Annotated in this window: 14 protein-coding genes; 8 read left to right on the top strand and 6 right to left on the bottom strand. The window is 51.5% G+C overall.

The features are described 5' to 3' along the window. Positions 1-41: 41 nt before the first annotated feature. From NQU42_RS03345 to NQU42_RS03330, 4 genes are read left to right on the top strand one after another with little or no spacing between them, the layout of a single operon-like run. On the top strand, positions 42-1037 hold the full coding sequence (locus NQU42_RS03345; protein WP_296609029.1) for a glycosyltransferase family 4 protein: 996 nt from the start codon (positions 42-44) through the stop codon (positions 1035-1037). Beyond that, on the top strand, positions 1016-1291 hold the full coding sequence (locus tag NQU42_RS03340) for a glycosyltransferase (protein WP_296609028.1): 276 nt from the start codon (positions 1016-1018) through the stop codon (positions 1289-1291). The genes NQU42_RS03345 and NQU42_RS03340 overlap by 22 nt, the downstream gene beginning before the upstream one ends. Then, the gene (locus tag NQU42_RS03335) at positions 1230-1742 is read left to right on the top strand and encodes a glycosyltransferase (RefSeq protein WP_296609026.1); all 513 of its coding nucleotides are present in this window, start codon (positions 1230-1232) and stop codon (positions 1740-1742) included. Before NQU42_RS03340 ends, NQU42_RS03335 begins: the two co-directional genes overlap by 62 nt. Next, complete coding sequence (locus NQU42_RS03330) at positions 1739-2848, top strand: glycosyltransferase family 4 protein (RefSeq protein ID WP_296609025.1); 1110 nt, start codon at positions 1739-1741, stop codon at positions 2846-2848. Before NQU42_RS03335 ends, NQU42_RS03330 begins: the two co-directional genes overlap by 4 nt. A gap of 10 nt (positions 2849-2858) precedes the next feature. Here NQU42_RS03330 and NQU42_RS03325 read toward each other — a convergent pair whose 3' ends face one another. Together NQU42_RS03325 and NQU42_RS03320 are read right to left on the bottom strand one after the other, a co-directional pair. Beyond that, complete coding sequence (locus tag NQU42_RS03325; protein ID WP_296609023.1) at positions 2859-3644, bottom strand: glycosyltransferase; 786 nt, start codon at positions 3642-3644, stop codon at positions 2859-2861. 21 nt (positions 3645-3665) lie between these two features. Continuing rightward, positions 3666-5111 (bottom strand): flippase, encoded by a 1446-nt coding sequence (locus NQU42_RS03320; protein WP_296609022.1) that lies wholly within the window; start codon positions 5109-5111, stop codon positions 3666-3668. A gap of 766 nt (positions 5112-5877) precedes the next feature. Here NQU42_RS03320 and NQU42_RS03315 point away from each other — a divergent pair. Next, entirely contained in the window at positions 5878-8010 is a 2133-nt protein-coding gene (locus tag NQU42_RS03315; protein WP_296609021.1) for an ATP-dependent DNA helicase, read from the top strand. A 496-nt stretch (positions 8011-8506) separates the two neighbouring features. Here NQU42_RS03315 and NQU42_RS03310 read toward each other — a convergent pair whose 3' ends face one another. Further along, positions 8507-8890, bottom strand: a complete 384-nt coding sequence (locus NQU42_RS03310; RefSeq protein ID WP_296609019.1) for a 30S ribosomal protein S8e — start codon at positions 8888-8890, stop codon at positions 8507-8509. Between the two features lie 197 nt (positions 8891-9087). Here NQU42_RS03310 and NQU42_RS03305 point away from each other — a divergent pair, with 197 nt between their 5' ends. Beyond that, on the top strand, positions 9088-11322 hold the full coding sequence (locus NQU42_RS03305; protein ID WP_296609017.1) for a DNA topoisomerase I: 2235 nt from the start codon (positions 9088-9090) through the stop codon (positions 11320-11322). A 208-nt stretch (positions 11323-11530) separates the two neighbouring features. Here NQU42_RS03305 and NQU42_RS03300 read toward each other — a convergent pair whose 3' ends face one another. Next, entirely contained in the window at positions 11531-11923 is a 393-nt protein-coding gene (locus tag NQU42_RS03300) for a secondary thiamine-phosphate synthase enzyme YjbQ (RefSeq protein WP_296609016.1), read from the bottom strand. A 231-nt stretch (positions 11924-12154) separates the two neighbouring features. On the opposite strand from NQU42_RS03300, the gene NQU42_RS03295 reads away from it, so the two are divergent. Continuing rightward, positions 12155-12592: an Hsp20/alpha crystallin family protein gene (locus NQU42_RS03295; RefSeq protein WP_296609014.1), complete on the top strand. Its 438-nt coding sequence runs from the start codon at positions 12155-12157 to the stop codon at positions 12590-12592. Between the two features lie 117 nt (positions 12593-12709). On the opposite strand, the gene NQU42_RS03290 is transcribed toward NQU42_RS03295, so the two are convergent. Further along, positions 12710-13918 carry a bifunctional 3,4-dihydroxy-2-butanone-4-phosphate synthase/GTP cyclohydrolase II gene (locus NQU42_RS03290; protein WP_296609013.1) on the bottom strand — a complete coding sequence of 403 codons (1209 nt, stop codon included), beginning with the start codon at positions 13916-13918 and terminating at the stop codon, positions 12710-12712. A gap of 209 nt (positions 13919-14127) precedes the next feature. Here NQU42_RS03290 and gltA point away from each other — a divergent pair, with 209 nt between their 5' ends. After that, positions 14128-15501: an NADPH-dependent glutamate synthase gene (gene gltA / locus NQU42_RS03285; RefSeq protein WP_296609011.1), complete on the top strand. Its 1374-nt coding sequence runs from the start codon at positions 14128-14130 to the stop codon at positions 15499-15501. On the opposite strand, the gene NQU42_RS03280 is transcribed toward gltA, so the two are convergent. Then, positions 15466-17613, bottom strand: a complete 2148-nt coding sequence (locus NQU42_RS03280; RefSeq protein ID WP_296609009.1) for an oligosaccharyl transferase, archaeosortase A system-associated — start codon at positions 17611-17613, stop codon at positions 15466-15468. The genes gltA and NQU42_RS03280 overlap by 36 nt on opposite strands. Between the last annotated feature and the right edge of the window lie 74 nt (positions 17614-17687).

Genomic DNA, 17687 nt, shown 5'->3' with positions numbered 1-17687 from the left:
GAGTATGACAGTATTATTAGAATCATCAAGGTTGTCGCTTTATGAAGATAACATTTGTATATTACGATTGTTCATCATTTGTCCAGCAGGATTTTGAAATTCTCTCTAGGCATTTTGATGTGGACAGGGTGCAGTATCGAAAGCCAGGCGATGCTCTGAGGATGTTATCCTCGATCTCCCGCTCCGATCTCACGTTCAGCTGGTTTGCATCTGGCCATTCATTTCTTAGCGTTTCTCTCTCCAGGATGCTCGGAAAGAGATCTGTAGTGGTTGCTGGTGGATTTGATGTTGCGTCTGCTCCTGAAATAGGATACGGCCAGTACACACAGGGATGGCTGAAGAGAAAATATGCAGATCTGGCACTGGAGAATGCCGATGTTGTTCTGGCCGTTTCACGCTTCACAGAGAGGGAGGTGCTCACAAGAGCAAAGCCAAGGCGGATGTATGTTATATATAATGGTATAGATACAAATAAATTTCACCAAAAAGGAGATAAGGAGGACCTCGTGCTCACTGTTGCATCTGGCTCCACAAATGTCATCAAACTGAAGGGCCTGGAGACGTTTGTCAAGGCCGCGCGTTTGCTTTCAGATATCGAATTTTGGATCATCGGACTTAACGGGGACGTTTTAAATACCTTGAGATCCATAAGCACCCGGAATGTGAAGCTTTTCGGGCGTGTTTCGCAGGATGAGCTCATCGACTGCTACAGAAGAGCAAAGGTTTACTGCCAGCTCTCCTACATAGAGTCGTTTGGGATGGCACTTGCGGAAGCGATGGCATGCGGCTGTGTTCCTGTGGTTACAGATCGGGGCGCGCTCCCGGAGGTGGTGGGAGATACAGGGTTTTACGTTCCCTATGGAGATGAGAGAGCGACTGCTGAGGCTATAAGTACTGCTCTGAAGTCAGACAAAAGAGATTCCGCACGTAAAAGAATCGAAAGTCTTTTTGGGATAGAGCGGAGAGAGATTCAACTGATTGGTCTCCTAAGAGGGCTGACAGAAGGTGAGGGTGGTTGGAAAGCATCGACTACATAATTCCGACATGGAACTCTGCTGCAACGCTGGAGCTAACTATCAAATCGATTGAGAGATTCGGGCATCCCAATCAAATAATAATAGTAGACAGAGACTCATCTGATGGAACTCTGGATATCGCTCGCAGTCATGGGTGCAGGATAATCCGTTCTATAAAGCCATTAGGTGGCGCAAGACTTGAAGGCGCGAGAAATGCTGAAACAGAACTGGTGGGATTTGTGGACTCTGAAGATTCTCAGAACTATACGCTCTGACTTTATACTTGATATCATAGGTGATGGCCCCATGCGATGTGAGTATGAGATAATGACAAAAAGGCTTGGTTTGGACTCGGTGATCCGCTTTCATGGATTTAAACCAAAACATGATGTAGGAGAGTTTATGCGAAATGCTGATGTCTTTGTGCTGCCCAGTTTGTGGGAAAATCTGCCGTGTGTTCTCATCGAGGCCATGGCATCTGGCTTACCGGTTGTGGCTACAAATGTCGGTGGCATTCCCGAGATTGTAAATGATGAAGTGGGCATTTTGGTTCCACCTGGAGATGCAGATGCGTTTGCGCATGCGCTGGATTGTATCCTTGAGAATATAGACACATATTCATCTAAAGATATAGCATCATATGCACAGCGATTTTCATATAAAGCTGTGGGCAAGAAACTGACAGATCTATATATCCAAGTTTTAGGAGATAAGAAGGATGCATGAGTATGAGAGTACTTATGACCACTACTTACTGGAAAGGATGCTCAGGCGGAATACGAAGTTACGTGGAAGGATTGGTTGAGGAACTCAAGAAAAGAGGCGTCGATGTAAAAGTTGCATTTAAGGAAGGCTACGATCCAGAAAATTATAAAATAAACGAAAACAGGCTCTTTTCCGCCAAACTGCTATCGGCATTTCGCTTATTAATGAAGATCAGGCCAGATGTAATTCACGCTCATGGAGGAATGTATTATTATCTTTTAGCAGCATATATTTATAAAATTGTTTTTGGATCAAAACTTAAGCTGATATATACATTTCACACGGAACCCGAAAAGACCGATAAATTGCCACTTCTGACAAGGATTGGACTTCAAAAACTTCTAGATAAATGCGATTATGTTACGTTTGTTTCGAAGAAGCTTGAAACAAGTGTAGAAGAGATCTGGGGTTTAAATTTCAAGAACACTGAGATAACTTATGCAGGTGTAGCAGTAAGAGATGTATCTGAAGAAGAGATAGCTGCATTTAAGAGAAAGTTTAAAATTAAGGACCAATACCCGATTCTGCTGGCACTGGGTATGACAGCACTTAAATATAAAGCGATGGGTCTTAAATATCTCATTAAAGCCGTTAAAAAAGTCAAAGAGCAGTACCCTGCTGCAGTTCTTATAGTTACCCGCGAGGGCAAGTATACCCCGGAGTTGAGGGATTTTGCGAAAAGAGAGGGTCTGGAGGATGCTATCATATTCACAGGTGATGTGGATAATCCATATGTTCCATTATCGCTGTGTGACATCTATACCCATATATCTTTAGGAGAGGGTTTGCCCATAGCCCTGCTAGAAGCAATGTCCATGGGAAAGCCAATAGTGGCAACTCCTGTGGGAGGGATACCAGAAGCTATAGAAGATGGAAAAAATGGCCTTCTTGTGGAGCCAGATGATAATATGATTGCTGAGAAACTAATTTATCTGCTGAAAAATGAAGAGAGGGCGAAAGAGCTTGGTTTAAACGCTAAGAAAACTGCAGAGAATCGTTTTTCATGGAGTGTTGCGGCTAATAACATTGTAAATTTATATAAAAATGGGCTTTCCCAAGCAAAGTAATCTTTTTGAGTTATCTCTTTTTGCTACGATTAAGTTCATAATATCTTTTGTACAGAATATATCCTAAGAAATAATTCATTCTAATGCGCCAATTTTCTAGGTAATTGGCGTTTGGATTATGCATTGGGATACCAACAACTGCTCCACCAATAATCCTGCGAACATTCACCAATTTGAATCCATCACGCATGCGGAGACCCGCCCCATACCATCGCATTCGGACGTACTCCGATATACCAGTGAGATCGTGATGATGCCGCATCACAACTGGAAATATATACCATTTAAGACCCTTTCGGAAAATGCACTGACCATAAGCGAAATCTTCATCGCTAGAATATTTTTCCATTTCAGGACAATCCAGTATTAGAGATCTATATGTAATAATGCAGCCGAACACACCATTTCTTCCATATAAAACCAACGGCGAATCTTTAACAATTGGACCCTCGCTGTATGCACCGAAGACCCCAACATCTTTGTATAATTCTTGGCCATTCCAGGCATGTCTCAAAAGCTCTACCCACCCCTCTGTTAGTTCAACATCTGAATCAACAAACCCGATTAGCTCAGTCTCTGCAGCTCTAGCGCCTTCGACTCTTGCGGTTCCCAAATTCGATTTAGATGTTAGTATTTTGCAACCGTATCGACGAGCTATCTCAAGTGTGTCATCTTCAGAGTTTCTATCAACGATTATTATATTATTTGGATTGCCATATTTTTTTATGGATTCTAGCGTGATACCTAAAGTGGTTCCTGAATTCCATGTAGGTACGATGTAATCGATCGGCCTCAATTCATAACCTCCGTTGACACGTTAAAGATTAAGCAGGGATTTAATAAACCTAATCTCTTCTTTCTTGATCCCTTTGAGCAACCATATCACTTGCAAATATATAATAATTGACAATGCAATAACTCTTAAAATCTCGAGGAATCCTGCTGGAGGCCAGAGAATTAGTGGAATAGACATCACAAACGAAGCAACAAAACTCTTTAATACAAAGCTATAATTAAATTTGATTTGAATAAACATATTTGCAAAATAATTAGTAGCCATAAATATAAAGAAGAATGTGAATAAAGTTGCTGCAGCAGCACCGATCACACCAACCACACTAACAAGAAGTAATGTAAGTGCCAAGTTTATTACCGCTGCTATTAACGAGATCTTCATAGATATTGCAGTTTTCTTAGCGATATATATCACATTAGATAATATAGTGGCGATACCTACAAGAACCATGCTAAGTGCGATAAATGGTGTAATTAGATAGCTGTGCTCTGCGATATCGGGAGTTGATAACATAAAAAGCATAGGTTTTGATAAAAGTGTCAAACCAAATACAGATGGTATGGCTATGGCGAGGAAGTATTTAATTGTGAAGCTCAGTAATTTTTCAACTGATTTAATATCTCCGCAGTCATAATATCTGTAGAGCGCCATAGGTAACACTGTACTGATTGGATATATAAATACTGTAATTAAGCTACCAAGCAGATAACCCGGGTTATAATAACCCACCCATACAGTACCTAAAAGCATGCCTATTATATACCGATCGCTGGAATTGACGACCCAGTCAAATACATATGATGAAAAGAGGGGTATCCCAAAGGACATATACTCTCGGAGATGCAAAAAGTGTGGTAAACGAAAACCAATATGTTGTAGTAACACGGTGAGCATAAACACAAAACAAATAAGCTTCGCGACACCCAATCCGAGAACAGCACCATAGACGCCATAACCCAGTTCGACGAACCAGTACGCAAGCACGATCGTGATATAAACCACAGCTACGCTGAATATCGCGTATAACTTCATTCGCTGCGTAGCCCTGTAATAGCTGAACAGAAGCCCATTCATCGCCTCCACAAAAACAATCACCGACAGCGCCCTTGTCACCGCCACATTCCCGTTGAAGAGAGCTCCAGCGATGTGCTCAGCGAAATAAAAGATCAGGAGTGTTGCAGATATGCCTGTCAGCATCACCACTGCGAGTATCGAGTAGAAGCACTCCTGTATCTCCTCTCTGCTGTTCGACGCGGCCATGAATCTTACCATAGAGGCGGATAGCCCCAGGCAGATTACGACTGACGCGAGGCTGATCGTGACGTTCACCTGCGCCCAGACGCCGTAATCCTCGACCGGCAGGCTCTTTGTGAGAATTGGAAGGAGGAATATGCCGCTGAGGTTCACCAGCACGTTCGCGAGGCCTATCAGACCTATCCGCTGCGCGAGAAGCTTGTATTCGCTCATGCTCTTCAGATCTTCCTTTTATTATGGGACGTGAAGCGATGATAGTTGTCTGCTGTTGATATCAAAACCAAAATACAATCATGATTATGCAAATTTCCTGTACATAATCTTCCTGTACAGAATCGCTCATACGCTTCTCCTTCAGCCCTCCTCCCGGAGATGCACCCACCTCTGGCATACATTCCTCCTTCAGGTCGAGCTGCTCAGTTATTACCCTTCCTATCCAGACCCGCCTGTATCTGCATCATGGAGCCGTAAGATGTTATATAATTTGATATTAATAATGATATGACCTCTGTGTAATACAGGAAAAAGAACCGGAGACCAGTGGGAGGGGCCATCCCCACGCCTGCTGGGATCGCAGGAATTATAAAACAATAAAAACTGGATCCACGAAGCCTCGACAGCCAGAAGCACAGGAAAACCCTGCTCCTCAGGGATAGAACAGAAACAATCAGCCCCTACCCTCGAAGGGTAGGGTTCTGCTCACACACATGTGTCAAGGAGCCCCTTCTTCTTGCCGCCACGCTTCTCGCCAGGCTTTACGGGCTCAACCTTGGCGCTCTCTTCCTTCTTCTCCTCTTCCTTCTTCTCGTGATGGGTCATTTTTCCACCATCTACTGTTAATTTCACCAACATTTATTAAGCTTTCCAGTACTGTGCGCCCGGGGCGTGCGCGGTTCCGCTGCGCTGCCACTCTCTCCAGCATGCACAGCGTAACCCATGCAGCCAAGCTTTTATCTCCGAGAAGATCCACAGTGAGGCTGTGTATCTCGACTACATCCCCTATCCATCGCTGCGCCCGCATCAGGATAAGATGCTCGATGCCGTATACGAGGTGGTCTCAGCAGGCGACCACAGTGTTCTGATGATAGATGCGCCCACAGGCTCGGGAAAGACGAGCTGCATATCAGCGGCACTAGCAGCTGCGCCCGGAAAGATAGCGGTGGCAGTCAGGACCGTGAGCCAGATAGGGGTTTATCTTGATGAGATAAGCAGGATCTGGTCAAACACGAGACACAGACCCACCGTCTCCTACCTGATAGGAAAGCAGAAGGCATGCCCGCTTGCATCTGAGATCTGGGGAGAGAGCATCTACTTCGCCTGCATGAGGCTCAGAGAGGGCTCAAAGAACTACATGGCGTCACGGATCGAGAGGGGGTATAACGATGTGTACGACCCCTCCAGGGACGAGATACCGGATGAGCCTCCTGGAGAGAGGACTGTCTGCCCTTATTACCTGAGAAGCAAAGAGGCGTTCGAGATCAACGGGAAGGTATACTTCAGGTCTTCGTCAGCAGCTTTGGACGCTGCGGAGAGAATGAGCAGGAGGATCGTGCCTGTTGATGCCCTCGAGAAGACCTGCAGGGGGGTGTGTCCTTATGAGGTGATGTCGCTCCATGCGAAGAGCAGCGATGTCATAATCCTGAACTACCATCACCTATTCAGCCCGGATTTTCAGGATGCTATAATCCAGTGGCTCGGCCTTGAGGCAGACCGCATGACAGTGATCGTGGACGAGGCCCACAACCTTGGCGACTCTGTGAGGGAGATGAACACCCGGATACTCACACCCAGGATCCTGGAGCTGGCAGAGCGCGAGATCAACAGATTCGAGAAGGCTCTGGGCCAGGCGAGGCTTGGGGAGGAGCATCACGACTGGCGTAGAGAGGGTCTGAAGACGGCCAGACAGCTCATACCAAGAATCCAGAGGTTCATAGCAGCCAGAGAAGCCAGATCTAAGGATGGGGAGATGCTTCTCGATGGGGAGCTCTTCAGGCAGTACGTGTACGATGGCATCGACGATATAGATCTCGCTTTATCGTATCTGAGCGATGTGGCGGTTGCGATCGCGGAGATGAAGCTTGCAGAGAGCGATCACGAAACGCTGTATGGGGATATACAGCCAAGCCTCGCCACGATGGTTCTCTTCCTGAGAGAGGTCGAGGAGGCTGAGCACGATTCGTCATACCAGAGAAAGATCGTTACCACATCTTCAGGGGAGAGGAGATGGACGCGGCTGGAGGTGACGAAGATCGATCCCGCGCCTGTCATAAGAAAGGTCGTCGATAACGTCAATGCAACCCTGATGCTCAGTGGCACCCTCTCGCCGATCGATGCGTATGAGCTGTACTGTCTGGGCGAGCCAGGCAGAGCCAGAAAGATCTCACTGCCAAACCCATTCCCCCAGAGCAACCGCCTGATCATAGCAGCGGATAGAGCGACAACGCAGCTCAGCGCAAGGGATAACCCGGAGAACAGGAATCTGATATCCGGCTACATCAGCGCCCTGATAGAGGAGGTCCCTGGAAACGTCGCGGTGTTCTTCACATCCTACCCCATGATGGCCTCGTACAGGGATGCATGTACCAGATTCGCGCGCAGCGCAGGCAAGCGGGTGTTCACAGAGCCCAGATCTGCAGAGGATGTTCCTCAGATCCTGGAGGAGTTCTTCAGGGCAGGCAGGAGCGCGGGCGCTGTGCTGCTCGGAGTCTCTGGAGGAAAGCTCGCGGAAGGAATAGACTACAAGGGCGAGGCTCTCAACGGGGTGGCTGTGATCGGCCTGCCTCTATCCGTTTTTGATGAAATCCAGAAGGAGGTCATCTCCTATTACACCCAGAAGTACGGCAAAAAGCGGGGCACGCTGATAGCGTACACCCTTCCAGCGATCAACCGCGGGCTCCAGGCGGCTGGCAGGGTCATAAGGGCGGAGAGCGAGAGGGGAGTAATACTACTCTGCGACAGCAGGTTCGCGTCAAGGGGTCTGGGTGGCGTCAGGGTGTATCTCCCAGAGTGGGTTCAGAGTGAGATGGTGATGGCAGATCCTGAGAGGTGCAGGCTTCTGATAAGAGAGAAGCTGAGGGAATGGGGGAAGACGTTTGCATGCTGCAAAAACTGATGACGGCGCCAGTTCATATGTTGCGACCTCTTGCAGTGATACAATGCCCCGGAGATCAGCCGCGCTGCCTGCTCATGAGAGTCGTTAGCAGTTTTTTGTATCTGCCAGAATAAATGCTCTTTCAAAGCGGAGCCCCGGCTCCATCCGGATATCATCTGCGGAGATGAGACATCAAAACCTGCAAGATAAGTTTATGTCCCGCGCCCTACCACGCCATACGGATATCATTTTTTAATATCTCATCTGCGATGAGACATTAAAAAGATCTTGTTTCTCAAAATTTTCTGTCTGCAAAGCAAATCTATCTCTCGGATACGCTGAATATCGCTCCAAAAGCCGATCGTTATTATGAGTCGGAATATCCATTATTCGATCTCGAGGCAAAATCGCTCAGGCTCACAGAAACATGTTTGCCGCATTGTGTCCCGCATGATGGAGCTGCACCATGTATTGGGCGCAATGGCTGGAGGGGATCAGGGTGTCCTGCCTCTGCACATCAGTGCTTCGGCAGGAGAACAGCATTCACCACGCCGTCCTGCCCGGGCCTGCTCACAACCCTGGCCTCGCCGATCTCGGTCCTGATCACAGCGCCCCTTGTGATTATGTTTCTCCTCACGTAATGCCGGTTCGCCGGATTGTCCACCACTGTCTCGATCCTCACCAACTTTGTGGCGCCCGTGACCGGATCCGAGACGTTGGCCATATCTGCCTTCAGAAGGCGGAGCTTCTGGTTGCCACCACGTGTGCGGATCTTCTTGACCCGGATTGCGCCGATGAGCGTCTCTGCTGGCTCTCTGCCCAGCTCATACTTCCTCTTCCCTCTGGCTGGAACAAGCCTTCCACCAGTGGGCTTTCTAGCCGACTTTCCCTGCCACTTCATGATCGATAACCTCCGTTCCCCTTTTTCAGATCCTTATATAGACTTTACGGCCATCAAGCTGCACGGGCCCGAGAGCGCTGAATGACTATTCTCTAGCGTATTCCCTGCAGATCAATTCAGAAAAATCACCGGGAGTTGATGATCCACCGTCGATCCCGACAGATTCTTATATTTCCTGTAAGAGTCTCCGGAGATGAATGCACCTCATCATTGCTGAGAAGCACGATGCTGCGAGGCGGATATCTGAGATTCTTGCCGGCAAGAAACCGGCTGTTGCGAAGGTCTCCGGGGTCGATACATTTCGTTTTGATGATCGTGTTGTCATAGGCCTCAGCGGCCATATCGTGGGCCTTGATTATCCTGAGAGCTACAACAACTGGCATAAGGTCGATTACAGGGATCTCATCAGGGCGGAGATAGTATCGAAACCCACACAGGAGCGGATAGTCGCTGCGCTCAGAAAGCTCGGCAGGAAAGCGGATCATGTCACGATCGCCACAGACTACGACAGAGAGGGCGAGCTCATAGGTGTTGAGGCACTACGCATACTGCAGGAGGTCAATCCTTCTGTAAAATCTGACAGGGTGCGGTTCAGCGCCATAACAAAGAGCGAGATCCTGAAGGCGTTCTCTCAGCCAGGGGAGGTAGACTTCAATCTTGCCGCATCAGGCGAGGCGAGGCAGATCATAGACCTCGTGTGGGGCGCAACCCTGACAAGGTTCATATCGATAACATCAGGCCGGCTCGGGAAGGAGTTCCTTTCTGTGGGAAGGGTCCAGTCTCCAACGCTGGCTCTGATCGTGGATCGCGAGAGGGAGATAGAGTCGTTCCAGCCGAAGCCCTACTGGGAGATCTACGCAGATCTCGAGAAGGGAGTTAGGGCGAGGCACGCGAAACCCAGGATCTGGAGCAAGGACGAGGTCGATCGGATAGTTAACTCTCTGAGCGACGTCGCACGCGTGAGATCGGTCTCCAGGGGGGAGCGGAGGGATAGGCCACCAACGCCCTTCGATACCACCAGCTTCATCAGCGCGGCCAGCGGCATCGGATTCACGGCAGCAAACGCGATGAGGATCGCAGAGGATCTTTACACAAACGGTTACATCAGCTATCCCAGAACAGATAACACCGTGTACCCTCCATCGATCGATCTGAGATCGCTGCTCGAGATGCTGTCATCAGGCCCGTTCCGTGATGATGCTCTTGAGCTGATGAAGGGCAGCATCACGCCAACAAAAGGAAAACGCTCGACCACGGATCATCCCCCCATATATCCGACGTCGGTCGCTGATAAAAATGATCTCAAAGAGGATCAGTGGAGGATATACGAGCTCGTTGTGAGGCGGTTCTTCGCGACACTCTCTGGAGAGTGCGTCTGGGAGACGACGAGCATCAGCTTTGAGATCGGGGATGAGCTCTTCAGGGCGAACGGCTCCAGGATACTGGACCCGGGATGGAGGAGGTACTATCCATACAGCAGGGCTGAGGAGAACGTTCTTCCTTCGCTCGAGGAGGGAGAGGTGCTGAAGGTTCTCGGCCATGAGGTTCTCTCTAAGGAGACCCAGCCGCCGGCCAGGTTCGGGCAGGGGCGTCTCGTGCGGCTCATGGACGAGCTCGGCCTGGGCACCAAGTCGACAAGACATGATATAATAAGCAAGCTCTATGCGAGAGCCTACATCCATGGCAACCCGATAAGACCGACGAAGACAGCGTACGCTGTTGTGGATGCTCTCCAGCGTCACGCCCCTGCGATCACGAAGCCAGAGATGACACGGACCCTTGAGAATGACATGCTCAAGATCGCGGAGCAGAAGATCACAAAGGGGGAGGTCATCGAGGAGTCGAGGCAGATGCTCGAGGCTGTATTCGATGAGCTTCTCGCCCACAGGAAGGAGATCGAAGATTCGCTGAGGGAGGGGCTTCGCGTCGACAGGATCGTTGGCAAGTGCAGCCTGTGCGGCTCAGATCTGATTATAAGGCGCGGGAGGCGCGGTGCAAGGTTCGTGGGATGCTCCGGCTATCCTGAGTGCAGGTTCACGCTTCCTCTTCCCAGGGGTGGCATGATAGTGGTCACGGAACGGAGATGCGAGACGCACGGCATGTACCACATCAGAATCATAAATCGCGGGAAGAGGCCATGGGATCTCGGATGTCCATACTGCAACTTCAACAACTGGCAGGCGAAAAAGGGAGCAGAAACGCAACGTGTGCCTGAGCTTGGGGACATCTCGGGAATTGGTCCGAAGAGCAGGGAACGCCTCGAGAGCGCGGGAATAAAGACGCTTGAGGCGCTTGTATCCACAGATCCTGTTAGTATCTCAGAGTCGACCGGCATCAGCATCAAAAAGATCATCTCCTGGCAGGAGTCAGCCAAGAGCATCATCTCCGGAGGGCAGCAGGGCGGCGAGGTGCCCGGATCTTCCACATGCTGAACGAGCCGCAGTGATCATAAAAATATGCGGACGCTCTTATCTGTTGCATGAGAGGAGGAGCCAACGCGTACACATTTTGGTTTGACACCGGGCTCCTCTTGTACTCCATTGGCGATCATGCTGAACAGCATGCAGAGGATTTTTCTGATGTGTTATCCCCGCGTCATCCTCAGGCGCTTTGGATCGTGGAGAGACAAATCCGTGCCGCTCAGGGCGCCCCCTGACTTCCGATCACCTTTACGCCAACACGCCTCCGCCTCGGCCCGTCCAGCTCCAAAAAGAGCACCCTCTGCCACGTTCCCAGGAGAGGCATGTTATTATCAACGGGAAGAAGAACGCTGTTGCCCAGGATCGAGGCCTGAAGATGGGCAGGACCGTTCTCACCATGCTTATACCCCACACCAGGCACGATCTCTTTTATCTTATCGATGATATCCATTAAAAGACCGCTCTCCGCCTCGTTCACGATCAAAGCTGTGGTGGTGTGAAGTGTGTACACCAGACAGATGCCATCAACCACACCGCTCTCCCTGACAGCTCTCTGGACCTGAGGGGTGATGTCCACCACCTCTCTGACTCTAGTGGTCGCAATCTCTATCATGTGATGTGAGTCTCAGTCTCAGATTTAAGAATGTAGTGCTGTGCTCCAGTATGCTGATAACGTATCGCTGCGGATTTCAATGACAGGAGCGCGCGGCCCCCTTGGGCATTTTCCCCTGTGCATTTTCAGCATGCATATCTGGGGGGTTCAGCAGCCTCAGCCTGTTCGTCAGGCCCATCACCCATCGCAAGGCTGATAAATTAATAGATGCAATTTATTTATGGTGATCGGATGGCTGTTATATCCCCAGAGGACATAAGATGGTTTCAGAAGAGAATAAACCGCATGCTTGAGGAGATGGGCATCGATTCAACGGAGATGAGGAGGTTCCAGGAGCGTCTGACCGGACTGATGGAGGAGATGGGCGAGGTCCCGCCTGTCGACATCGAGGAGAGGGATGACGATATTGTGATAACAGTCGACCTTCCCGGCGTAGACAAGAAGGATGTGGAGGTCACGATCACAGAGGATGGTCTGAGGCTGAAGGCCAGAAGGGAGCTGAAGGATGGCAGCTACTTCCTGAGGGAGAGGCGCGGGAGCTTCGAGCGGATCATAACCCTGCCGGGTGAGGTCAGGGCTGATGAGGCGAAGGCAAAGCTCAAGGACGGCATCCTTGAGATCGTGGTGCCAAAGCTCGTATCCGCGAAGAAGAGGATAGCGATAGAGTGAATGCATCTCCAGCGTCCGGAGATGGCATCACAGAGGAGGGGCTGTCAGGGCGCCCCTCCATGATGGGAGCGACCAGGACGCAGACACCGGTCTTCAGGGTGGGGAGGAAGTCACATCTTACCTCGGATCGGAGAGCAGAAGCATGTGGTGCAGCTTGTCCCTCTTCGTCTCAAGGTAGTGCCTGTTGATCTCGTTTGGCTCGACCTCGAGTGGGACCCTCTCCACTATCTCCAGCCCGTATCCCTGCAGGCCAACTATCTTTCTGGGGTTGTTTGTCAGTAGCCGCATTTTTCTTATCCCGAGGTCCAGGAGTATCTGGGCGCCTATCCCGTAGTCCCTCAGATCCGCGGGATATCCAAGCTTGTGGTTCGCCTCGACCGTATCGCTGCCTCCGTCCTGGAGCTCATAGGCTCTCAGCTTGTTCGCGAGCCCTATCCCGCGCCCCTCCTGGTTCATGTACACCAGAACGCCATTTCCGTTCTTGCTTATCATCCGCAGCGCCCTGCTGAGCTGCTCGCCGCAGTCGCACCTCTTCGACCTGAACGTGTCCCCGGTGAGGCACTGCGAGTGTACCCTTACGAGGGCGTCATCAGCTGCTGGATCTCCGGCGACAAGCGCAACGTGACACTGCCCATCGAGCATGCTCTCGTACCCCACGGCCCTGAAGTCGCCGTACTCAGTTGGCATCTCGACCTCTGCGATTCTCCTTACAAGCCTCTCTCTCCGTATCCTGTATCTTATGAGATCCTCGATGGTCACCATCCTGAGCCCATGCTTCTCCGCGAACCTCTCGAGCTCCGGAAGCCGCGCCATGGTGCCGTCCTCAGCCATGATCTCGCATATCACGCCCGCAGGATACAGACCTGCGAGTCGCGCCAGGTCCACTGCGGCCTCTGTGTGCCCCGCGCGCCTCAGGACTCCGCCGTCGAGTGCCTGGAGCGGGAACGTGTGGCCAGGAGTCGCGAGGTCTGCGCGTGTTGTGGATGGGTCTATCAGCGTCCGGATAGTCGTCGCGCGATCAAACGCCGAGATCCCTGTGGTGACACCGCGCCTGGCATCCACCGATACCGTGAACGCCGTGCCCATGCTCTCCGTGTTCTGCTGTGTCATCATCGGGAGCTCCAGCTGGCGGATGCGCTCGGCGGTGAGCGGAACGCAGATCAGGCCGCGCGCATGCTTCGCCATGAAGTTTATGGCCTCGGGCGTGACCTTCTCAGCGGCCATCACCAGATCTCCCTCGTTCTCCCTGGATTCGTCATCCAGCACTATCACGAACTTTCCATCGCGAATGTCCTTTATCGCCTCATCCACTGTAGAGAAAGGCATGATACTGCGGAGGTGGTGAAAAATACTTAAACTCTTGGGAGGTCCTCTGAAAGACAGAATTCTGAGATTCGTTATTGCGGGGACATTGTCCAGAGGTTCGAACCCAGAAAAGCTGTGTGTTTTACTGAATGCTTAGGATCCGCATCAGATCCGAGCATCTGTAAATATCCGTCAGATATTTGGCAGAGGTCCATCATCTGGGTGGCAGAATGTCTCCCAGAGTGAAGATGCCAAAGCAACCCCCTGAGGTGAGGCGCAGGAACTTCTCAGAGGTGGCTCTCGGATATACCACTGAGGACGCGCTTCGCGAGGCTGAAAGGTGTCTCGGGTGCAAGAAGCCTGGATGTGTCGAGGGCTGTCCTGTCGGAGTTGAGATACCGCAGTTCATAGATGCGCTCAGAAGGGGCGATGCTGATGGGGCGCTCAGGATAATCAAGCGCAAGAACAGCCTGCCCGGGATATGCGGCAGGGTCTGCCCTCAGGAGGAGCAGTGCGAGAGCAGCTGTGTTCTCTCAAGGAATGGCGAGCCCGTCGCGATAGGGAGGCTCGAGAGGTACGCAGCAGACTTCGGTCATTATAGCCGGGAAGTCAGAGAGGGCACTAAAGGGAAGAGCATCGCGGTTGTCGGCTCCGGGCCTGCAGGGCTCACATGTGCAGCAGATCTCGCGCTGATGGGTTATGAAGTGACGATATTCGAGGCGCTGCACGAGGCTGGTGGAGTTCTCACCTATGGAATACCGGAGTTCAGGCTGCCCAAGAGCATCGTGAATAAAGAGGTCGATTACGTGAGGTCGCTGGGTGTCAGGATCGAGCTCGACTCTGTCGTGGGCAGAACTGTAAAGGTCCAGGATCTTCTCAGAAGGTACGATGCCATATTCCTGGGAATAGGCGCTGGGGCCCCGCGATTCCTGAACATCCCTGGCGAGAACCTCGGCGGGATATACTCTGCGAATGAGTATCTAACAAGAATCAACCTGATGAAGGCATACAGGTTCCCCGAGTTCGATACCCCGATAAACAGAGGCAGAAAGGTCGCTGTAGTCGGAGGCGGCAACGTAGCCATGGACGCAGCCAGATCCGCGCTGCGGCTCGGGGCAGATGAGGTGCATATAGTCTATCGAAGATCAGAGGCCGAGATGCCAGCGAGGCTCGAGGAGATCGAGAACGCGAAGGAGGAGGGTGTGATCTTCGATTTTCTAACGAATCCAATAGGGTTCAAGGGCGAGGGGATGGTCAGAGCGATGGAGTGCATCAGGATGGAGCTTGGGGAGCCGGATGCCAGCGGCAGGAGACGGCCTGTTGAGAGGAAGGGCTCCGAGTTCAGCATGGAGATCGACACAGCGATCATAGCGATCGGCACGATTCCAAATCCCCTCGTGCTGAGGAGCATTCCAGGTCTCAGAAGAACAAGATGGGGGACTGTGGATGTGGATGAAAGGGGAAGAACATCGATCGAGCGGGTGTGGGCGGGAGGGGATATAGCGACCGGAAGCGCAACCGTGATCAGCGCGATGGGCGCGGGAAAGAGAGCCGCATCCGACATAGACTCATGGTTCAGGGACGGCGGAGACTGGCGTGCCTAGCTCCACGATCCTGCCATCCAGGACATCCTCCTCTGTGATGTTCACGAAAGCCACATCCCCCCAGCCATCGGTGGCCGGTGTGATCTCCACGATCTGATAGGGACCTGCAGATTTTACGCCATACGCGCCCTCAGTCGAGTACGGAACCCTGATCTCGTAGCTCCCGTTGCGCGGGACGGCGTAGTTCACGTACTGGAATGGCCTGCCCAGGTTCGAGCTGAGGTTCAGGACAGCGACAACGATCCTGTCATCCCTTGCGCTTCCCCTGATGACCGCGCCAGGGACGTGTTCGAAGATCTTGATCATCGCAGCTGGCCTCACACCATACGGCCCCGCAAAGCTTCTCGACTCGTGGATGAGACGGAAGTGCTCCATGTAGCTGCAGTCATCGAGATGCAAACCCGCTAGCATGGTCCTGTTGAGCCGCTCCAGATTGTGCACTGTCACCACACCATCTTTTGTGTAAATCCTCTGATACTTGGACGGATCCTCTCCGAGCCAGCTGCATATCGCCTGGAGCTTCCCGTAGATCATTGTGAGATCCGTGATCACGTATCTGGCACGCCTCTCTTTCAGAATCTTCACAGCCGATTCCTCATTCTCGGATAAGAAGAACCTCGACCCCTCCACGACCCCTGTCTGGAAGTTGTTTGCAACCACCGGACGCTCTCCTATGTAGACGATCCAGTTTCCGTAGTCCCACCAGCACATCACACCATACTCAGGGACCTGGAAGGGCTCCTCGAAGTAGCTCGTCGGAGGTGTGTTGTCTCTCAACCATTCGAGCGACTCGACCCAGTCCTGGGTGATCGCGGGCTCGGAGCTGACGATGACAGGGAGATCTGTGAGGGGTAGAGCTATCATAATGGCGAGAGCCGCTCCGGCTATGAACCTGCGCGATGGGTATGATCTAATCCAGATGATCGCCCTGAGGAGCAGCAGAGCCATCAGGATGGGCCCAACTGTTGATGAGACGTAGATGAACCTCTTCTGCCCGAACGTCAGAGCGAGCGCTAGGACTGCCCAGATCAGAAGGAGCAGTCCAGCATCTCTCTTAACACTTCCTCCCATGATCTCATAAAGGAGAAGAGCGGCTCCCAGGATGTAAAGCAGTAGCCAGAGCGTCAGCGGCGTGAGAGGGTCTGTATTGACAAAGAGCGGCTCAGCCTCTGCTATCTTTCCTGTCATTCCTCCCCCGACCAGGTAGACGATGGCGCTTTGAAGCCGGCTGTAGTTGATGAATATGATTATAAGAGCAAAAGCTGTCAGGGACGCAGGCAGAACGATCCATGGCAGATTCTTCCTGAGAGCCAGCTGCTCCGTGATGGCCGTCAGAAGAACAACTGTAGTGAGGATCAGAATGGACAGAAAGGATATGTGCAGCCAGCTGCTGAAGCCGAATGGAAGGACGAGAGCAGATGCGACAGCAAGGCTCACGAGCATGGGCCTGTAATCAAATGCGCTGCCATCCCTTATGCTCAGAATGGCTCGCAGAACTGCAAATGAAGGTATGAGGAGAAGATAAATCGGTGCACCTGCCCATGTGTAGGCGAGAGCCGCCATTGCGATGCCCGCAGATATGATCCAGATGTGCCCTCCTCTGAGTGTGTAAAGCAGCAGGAGCACTATCACAGAGAACAGAAGCACCTCAAGGCCGTGGTGATCCGGCGAGCCGAATGATGTTCTTATGACGCTGTAGGGGCATACCGCCAGGAGGAATGCCGAGATCAGAGCGGTTCTCCCATCAAAAACCTCTCTCGCGATGGCGTAAACAACCACCACAAGAATGCCGCCAAGGATCGGGGAGATCACCGCTGCGACCGTTTCAACAGAGCCGTCACCGAGCACAGGCGCGACGACGTGCGCAATGGCCGCAACGACGATGTCGAAGAGAGGAGGCCATGAGATCTCAAGGCCATGGGGGTAGTTTATGTACGAATCGAACCAGAGCGTGTGTGGGAAGTGGTGGAATGTGTAAAAGATCCTTCTTAGATGGTAGTACTCATCATAACCGTCGAAGATCATATCGCCCCTGTACAGTGCGGGAGCAAGCCGTATGGCCAGACCGAGCATCACAGCGATCGCAAGGAATGGAGCATCTCTTCGGTTCATTCACATCGTCCAGATTGTTATCGACTGCCGCTGTATATACCAGGATGTTGATAATCTTTTAGGTGCAGGAAATG

Source organism: Methanothrix sp. (assembly GCF_024518575.1).
GTDB lineage: Archaea > Halobacteriota > Methanosarcinia > Methanotrichales > Methanotrichaceae > Methanothrix_B.
This window is presented reverse-complemented; position numbering and strand designations above follow the sequence as displayed.

Excerpts from the sequence above, each read along its gene's own strand:
- NQU42_RS03345 (WP_296609029.1), top strand. The coding sequence starts at position 42 with ATGAAGATAACATTTGTATATTACGATTGTTCATCATTTGTCCAGCAG.
- NQU42_RS03335 (WP_296609026.1), top strand. The coding sequence starts at position 1,230 with ATGCTGAAACAGAACTGGTGGGATTTGTGGACTCTGAAGATTCTCAGA.
- NQU42_RS03330 (WP_296609025.1), top strand. The coding sequence starts at position 1,739 with ATGAGTATGAGAGTACTTATGACCACTACTTACTGGAAAGGATGCTCA.
- NQU42_RS03320 (WP_296609022.1), bottom strand. The coding sequence starts at position 5,111 with ATGAGCGAATACAAGCTTCTCGCGCAGCGGATAGGTCTGATAGGCCTC.
- NQU42_RS03310 (WP_296609019.1), bottom strand. The coding sequence starts at position 8,890 with ATGAAGTGGCAGGGAAAGTCGGCTAGAAAGCCCACTGGTGGAAGGCTT.
- NQU42_RS03305 (WP_296609017.1), top strand. The coding sequence starts at position 9,088 with ATGCACCTCATCATTGCTGAGAAGCACGATGCTGCGAGGCGGATATCT.
- NQU42_RS03300 (WP_296609016.1), bottom strand. The coding sequence starts at position 11,923 with ATGATAGAGATTGCGACCACTAGAGTCAGAGAGGTGGTGGACATCACC.
- NQU42_RS03295 (WP_296609014.1), top strand. The coding sequence starts at position 12,155 with ATGGCTGTTATATCCCCAGAGGACATAAGATGGTTTCAGAAGAGAATA.
- NQU42_RS03290 (WP_296609013.1), bottom strand. The coding sequence starts at position 13,918 with ATGCCTTTCTCTACAGTGGATGAGGCGATAAAGGACATTCGCGATGGA.
- gltA (WP_296609011.1), top strand. The coding sequence starts at position 14,128 with ATGTCTCCCAGAGTGAAGATGCCAAAGCAACCCCCTGAGGTGAGGCGC.
- NQU42_RS03280 (WP_296609009.1), bottom strand. The coding sequence starts at position 17,613 with ATGAACCGAAGAGATGCTCCATTCCTTGCGATCGCTGTGATGCTCGGT.